We start from the raw sequence: 6,182 nt of genomic DNA on the forward strand, positions 1-6,182 counted from the left end.
TGCAGACCTACCTGACGGCTGGTCCGAAGGAAGCTCGCGCCTGGACCATCCACAAGGGTGACACCGCGCCTCAGGCTGCTGGCGTCATTCACACCGACTTCGAGCGCGGCTTCATCAAGGCCGAAATCGTGTCCTTCGAAGATCTCGTCGAGGCTGGTTCCATGGCCGCAGCCAAGGCTGCCGGCAAGGTCCGCATCGAGGGCAAGGATTACATCATGGTCGACGGCGATGTAGTGGAGTTCCGCTTCAACGTCTAAAACTTCAGCTCACCGGCCCATCTTTGGCCGTCCGCCCACAACAAAACCCGCAGAGACTCGGAACAGTTCGTCCGCAGCCCTGCGGGTTTTGTCGTCCGCGTCGGGAGAAGGTTCGGTGCCCGTTCACACCGTGAACAACCACGTCGTTTGATCGACAGTGCCGATGAATAGCCGAACATGCTCCGTGAGAATTTCGAGTTGTTCATCAGGCGTGGGGATCTCCCAGCATCCCTCCCGAGGACTGCGCGGTTGCCGCAGGTCCGTCAGCACGACTTCGCCTGGATGCCAGACAAGTGACGATCCCCAAGTGCCTGAGTGAACAGACGGCAGGCGGGCGCTTAGCAGTCCGCCGCGGGCATCTCGCTGAGTGTCCGGCGGGTGACAAACCGCCGCGGTCTCCTCGACAACGGATCGGTGAATTCGAGTTCCCTCGCGAGCAATTGGAGTGGGAGGGAATGATCGTCCGGCGCGTCGGGCAGCAGGTCGGGGTAGCGCCGGTCGCCCAGAATCCCGGCGCCGAGGGCCGCCAGATGCACCCGCAACTGGTGCATCCGTCCGGAGTGCGGACGTAGAACCGTGTGCAGCACAGTCCGTCCGGAGGCGCTCACGCCGATCCCTCGCGCCTCGATCATGGTCTCGGCGTTAGGTTCACGGCTGGCGTCGACGACAACCCGCAACTCGCCGCGGCGGGCCGTGATGTGGTTGCGGTAGACGAGGGGGACGTCGCGTCCGTCGAGCGCCGGCGCGTCCTGGTCCCACGTGGGCGGTCGCGCTGATACGGCCTCGTAGACCTTCGCGACCTGCCGCTTCTCGAACAGCGACTGGTACGCGCCGCGCGTCGCGGGGCGGGCCGAGAACATCACCAGGCCCGCGGTGCCGCGGTCGAGTCGATGGATTGGGGTCAGATCCGGGTTGTCGAGGCGGACCCGCAGGCGGACGAGCGCCGACTCGCGCAGGTAACGCCCGCTGGGGGTAGTCGGGAGAAAATGCGGCTTGTCGATCACGACGAGGTCGTCGTCGACGTGCAGGATCTCTTCGTGGAACGGCACCGGGTCTTCCGCCGGTAACTCACGGTAGTACCAGACGAACTGGTGCGCGCTGAACTCTGTGCTTCGGCAGATCGAATGGCCGTCGATACCCACGAATTCGCCGTCGTCGAACCGCCGATATAGGTTTTCGGAGTCCAGGTGGTCGAACCTCGCCACGACGTACTCGGCGATCGTCGCCCACGGCCCAGACGCCGGGATGCGTAGGCGCGTCGGGCCAACTCCGTTCTTGACGGGCAGCGGTGGGAGCATCGACACACAGGCCATCATCCCATCGACTGCTGGTCAGTCCGCGCTCCGGGCCGATCCGGGTTCAACGGTGATTCGGTGTGGCATTGACGGGGACGTCCCCGCGGGGACGTTTCTCGGATCGGGACCGGTAGCTGTCCCGCAACATGCACTCATTCGGGATAAATCAGTAGCGCGGACTGCAGAAGGTTCCGTATGGTTTCGACAGACAACATGACCGCGGCCGAAAAGTGCTGCGGTTCATACCTTCTGTAGCTCAATTGGTGAGAGCACCCGACTGTGACTCGGGCGACGGCGGATCGTAACCGCCCAGAGGGACTGCGAACGGTAGTCGTCTTTCGTCTGGCGATCAGGCCTGACGGATTCGCGCGATTGCCTTGACCTCCACGAGGATTCCGGGCTTACCGAGGGCGGCAACTCCGACGGCAGTCCAAGCCGGACGGACCGTGCCCTGGAACCGTGCCTTCGCTTCCATGAACTCCTTCATGTGCTGCGGGTAGTCGATGTGGAAGCTCACCAACTCCACGAGATCCTGGGCCGACGCTCCGTGCTCGGCCAGCAAGTTGCCGATAGTCGCGAATGTGAGATCGTACTGACGGTTCGGGTCTGTGGGTACCGAACCGTCGGCTTCAAGGCCCACCTGTCCGGATATGAAGAGCAGGTCACCGCTGAGGAGGGCGTCCGAGTACCCGTATTCCTCTTCCCACGTCTTACCCACTGACATTCGTCCTCCTCGGTTCGACTTCCGGTCAGCGACGACTGCCGGCGACCTGACGTCGATGATGTCCTGCGCGTGGACAATTCAGCTCGATTTTCCCGAATATCGGGAATTCTGGACCTTGCCGTTGTCGGGATTGTGACGTCATCGTTGCGTCCTTGGCGCTATTCAGGGCGATCTATCCAACCAAACGGGACGACCGTCTGCATTAAGGGGTGTGGATTAAATCTCGTGTAGCGGCTCGGCTCCACGTGCAGTTTCCCGATGACCGGACATCTGGACAATTCTGCGCGGCGATTGCCCTAGCGTTCTATGTCGATAAACCACGTGAAGGGATTTTGTTCAATGGCTAAGAATTTGGCACCCGCAGCGACACGGGCCCACGACATCTCTGTCGATCTGCTGGTAATTGGGTCCGGTACCGGCATGGCTGCCGCCCTGGCCGCGAACGAACTTGGCTTGTCCACGTTGATCGTGGAGAAGACGCAGTATGTGGGCGGTTCGACGGCGCGGTCCGGTGGAGCGTTCTGGATGCCGGCCAACCCGGTACTGGCGGACGCCGGAGCGGGCGACACAATCGAGCGCGCGAAGACGTACGTGCGTGCGGTGGTTGGCGATTCGGCACCGGCTGAACGTGGTGAGGCATTTGTCGACCACGGCGCAGCCACCGTCGACATGCTGTACCGCACGACGCCCATGAAGTTCTTCTGGGCCGAGGGTTATTCCGACTACCACCCCGAACTGCCGGGCGGTAGCGCTGCCGGTCGCACCTGCGAGTGCCGACCGTTCGACGCATCCGTGCTGGGAGATGAACGCGGTCGCCTGCGCCCCGGTTTGATGGAAGCCAGTCTGCCGATGCCGGTAACCGGTGCGGACTACAAGTGGATGAATCTGATGGCGAAGAAGCCGTTCAAGGCTTTTCCCCGCATCTTCCGTCGTTTGTCACAGGGCGTTTTCGGTAAGTACGTCCTCAAGCGCGAATACATTGCCGGCGGTCAGGCGCTCGCAGCTGGCCTGTTTGCAGGCGTGGTGCAGGCAAATATCCCGGTGTGGACGGAAACGTCGTTGGTTCGGCTCGTCACCGAGGGTGGCCGTGTCACCGGTGCCGTTGTGATCCAAGACGGACGCGAGGTCACGGTGACGGCTCGGCGTGGCGTCGTGCTGGCTGCCGGCGGCTTCGACCACAACATGGAGTGGCGCCACAAGTACCAGTCGGAGAGTCTCGGTGAGCACGAGAGCCTGGGCGCTGAGGGCAATACCGGCGAGGCGATCGAGGCCGCGCAGGAGTTGGGCGCCGGCATCGGCTTGATGGACCAGTCGTGGTGGTTCCCCGCAGTGGCGAGCATCAAGGGCCGGCCGCCGATGGTGATGCTCGCCGAGCGCGCTCTGCCCGGTTCGTTCATCGTCGACCAGACCGGTCGACGTTTCGTGAACGAGGCTACTGACTACATGTCGTTCGGTCAGGTTGTGCTCGACCGGGAGAAGGCCGGCGACCCGGCCGAGGCGATGTGGTTTGTTTTCGACCAGGAGTACCGCAACAGTTACGTGTTTGCCGGCGGTATTTTCCCGCGTCAGCCCCTTCCGCAGGCATTCTTCGACTCCGGCATCGCGCACCAGGCGAGCAGCCCGGCCGAGCTTGCCCGAAAGGTCGGTCTGCCCGAGGACGCGTTTGTCGAAGCCTTCGGCAAGTTCAACGACGCGGCTGCGGCCGGTAGCGACGGCGAGTTCGGTCGAGGCGCAAGCGCGTACGACCGGTACTACGGCGACCCGACCGTATCCCCGAACCCGAACCTGCGGAAGCTCGACAACAAGGCCCTCTACGCGGTGAAGATGACGTTGAGTGACCTCGGCACGTGCGGCGGCGTGCGCGCCGACGAACACGCTCGGGTTCTCCGTGAAGACGGCAGCACCATCGATGGGCTGTACGCGATCGGCAACACCGCCGCGAATGCGTTCGGCCACTCGTATCCGGGTGCGGGTGCGACGATCGGCCAGGGGCTGGTTTACGGCTACATCGCTGCGCAGCACGCAGCCGAGAAGTAGATCATGTAAGTAGCGGCTCGACCCAACGGGAGATCAGTGCACGTACTCCGGCAACGGAACGTGCTCTGGTCTCCCGTTGGGTCGGACTGATGTTCACGCCGCTCGCAGGAAAATTGGCAGCATCGGTCGGAGCGCGCAGTTCGCTGTTGATCGGAACCGGACTGTTCCTCGCCGCGTGTGCCGGTTTCTTCGGGTTCCATGATTCGGTGGTCGGGATGGCAATGCTCGTGGTCATCGTTTCGATAGCAACGGCCTTCGCGTACACAGCGCTGTCGAACCTCTTCGTGGAATTCGTTCCCGAGCACAGCACCAGTGAAACGATCGGTAGTCAGTCGGTTGTGCGAACGGCAGCGATGGCAGTCGGAACGTCGATCGCCACGGTTTTGCTCGCTTCTCTCGTGGTTCCGGGAACGTCGACACCGACAGTTGCCACGCTCGGTGCCGTCTGCGCGTTGCTGGTGACGATGTGCGCCGTGACAATCATTCTCGCGCTGGGCATCAAGTACGAAAACCGTTGACAAACAGAAGCTTCGACGAACATCTGCGATGGGCCCGAGTCGTCCCTCTCGGGCCCATCGCGATATCGGCTCCTTCTTGACAGCCGACGCGGGCAGATCCAGGCCGCGCTCGGTCAGAGCGGCGCGAAGTCGGTCGGGGAAGTCGGTCGGGGAAGTCGGTGATGATTCCGTCGACGCCGAGGTCGATCAGCGCATGCATCGTTGCCGGATCATCAACGGTCCACGGAATGACCTTGATGCCACGCGCATGTGCGCTCTCGATCATCCCTGCCGTCGGGTACAGCGTGAAGCCGGGATCGGATACCTTGCCGCCCTGCAGGAAATCGCCGTTTGCCAGCGCGACGACGGGAACGCTCGGAGCGAGTTCGAGGGTGAGCATGAGTGAACCCCAGTCGAAGCTCTGAATGGTGACGCTGTCCATCATGCCCGCTGATCGGATGGTGTCGAGCACGACGGAGACGAATTGCTCGCGTGGAGCAGTTTCGTGAGGTGCTCCGGCTTCAACTTTGGTTTCGATGTTGAGCTTGAGGTCGGGTGCGTTGTACGCCTTCACGAGGGTGAGTACTTCGTTGAGCGTCCGCATCGTGGCGCCCGGAACAGTCTGCTGCTCAGGGTATCCGGCGAGCTGCTGAGTTTCGCAGTCCATCGTCTTGACCTGCTCGAGATTCAACGTAGTGCTTTCGGTGAACAATCCCGGTCCGCCGCGATGGGCTTGGGCATCGAAGGTTGAAACTGGTTGGGGTGCCAGGCTTCCCAACGATTCCGACCAGTCCAGACGACCGGTGGGTGCGGTGGCGCAGGGCAGAATTTTGGTCAGTTCCATGGAATGGAACGTAGAGACGCTGGGTGACCCGATGGGGATAGTTAGGTTTACTAACGGTAAAGATCAGGCCGCGTGGGCGAGACGCTCGACGCCGTTCGCTCGGGAACCCATCCAATCTGCCAGTAGCTGGCAACCGGTGAGCCCACTGTTGTCGAGGGGTTCGATCGCGTAGCTGATGTGCCGCCCACCGCGAGGGTTCTGCATCTGAATGCTGCGCCAGTTCAACCGAGTTGGTAGGTATCCGAGCACTTCGAGGAATGCGGTATGGATGCGTCGCAGGTCTGTCCGCCACTGGTTCGGACTGAAACGAGTCTTCTGGGCATTCTGGAATGTATTGCTACGAAGCAGTTCCCACACCTTGCGGAACCAGACCTGTGCCTGGGTGAAGGACATCCAGCGGGTGAGGTCGGCGATGTCACGAATGTAACTGTCTTCGCTGGCATTACAGATCATGTCCTGAGGATGCCCGATCCACTGAACCGGAATCCACGGCGGAACATCCGGGCCTATTCCGGCGACTCCGTGGCC

General features: G+C 62.1%; 6 protein-coding genes, 1 tRNA gene and 1 pseudogene. 4 read left to right on the forward strand and 4 right to left on the reverse strand.

The genetic code is table 11. The annotated features are described in order from the left end of the window. The coding region (locus QM600_RS28610) for a DUF933 domain-containing protein (RefSeq protein WP_283265122.1) at nt 1-257 on the forward strand (257 nt) is incomplete at its 5' end. Between the two features lie 338 nt (nt 258-595). Here the strand turns inward: QM600_RS28610 and QM600_RS28615 are convergent. Next, on the reverse strand, nt 596-1,573 hold the full coding sequence (locus QM600_RS28615; protein WP_283265123.1) for a pseudouridine synthase: 978 nt from the start codon (nt 1,571-1,573) through the stop codon (nt 596-598). 224 nt (nt 1,574-1,797) lie between these two features. Here QM600_RS28615 and QM600_RS28620 point away from each other — a divergent pair. Next, nucleotides 1,798-1,870 (forward strand) — tRNA-His (locus tag QM600_RS28620). Between the two features lie 31 nt (nt 1,871-1,901). Here QM600_RS28620 and QM600_RS28625 read toward each other — a convergent pair. Continuing rightward, complete coding sequence (locus QM600_RS28625; RefSeq protein ID WP_283265124.1) at nt 1,902-2,276, reverse strand: RidA family protein; 375 nt, start codon at nt 2,274-2,276, stop codon at nt 1,902-1,904. A gap of 339 nt (nt 2,277-2,615) precedes the next feature. Between QM600_RS28625 and QM600_RS28630 the strand changes: the two genes are divergently transcribed. Then, on the forward strand, nt 2,616-4,313 hold the full coding sequence (locus QM600_RS28630) for a 3-ketosteroid-delta-1-dehydrogenase (RefSeq protein WP_283265125.1): 1,698 nt from the start codon (nt 2,616-2,618) through the stop codon (nt 4,311-4,313). Between the two features lie 89 nt (nt 4,314-4,402). Beyond that, complete coding sequence (locus tag QM600_RS28635; RefSeq protein ID WP_283265126.1) at nt 4,403-4,831, forward strand: MFS transporter; 429 nt, start codon at nt 4,403-4,405, stop codon at nt 4,829-4,831. Here the strand turns inward: QM600_RS28635 and QM600_RS28640 are convergent. Both QM600_RS28640 and QM600_RS28645 read right to left on the reverse strand, forming a co-directional pair. Continuing rightward, complete coding sequence (locus QM600_RS28640) at nt 4,812-5,654, reverse strand: glycerophosphodiester phosphodiesterase family protein (protein WP_283265127.1); 843 nt, start codon at nt 5,652-5,654, stop codon at nt 4,812-4,814. The two genes, QM600_RS28635 and QM600_RS28640, sit on opposite strands and share 20 nt — an antisense overlap. Nucleotides 5,655-5,717: 63 nt before the next feature. Then, a pseudogene (locus QM600_RS28645) lies at nt 5,718-6,182 on the reverse strand (PE-PPE domain-containing protein); the annotation flags it as partial.

This window comes from Rhodococcus sp. IEGM 1379 (genome assembly GCF_030056815.1).
GTDB lineage: Bacteria > Actinomycetota > Actinomycetes > Mycobacteriales > Mycobacteriaceae > Rhodococcus_F.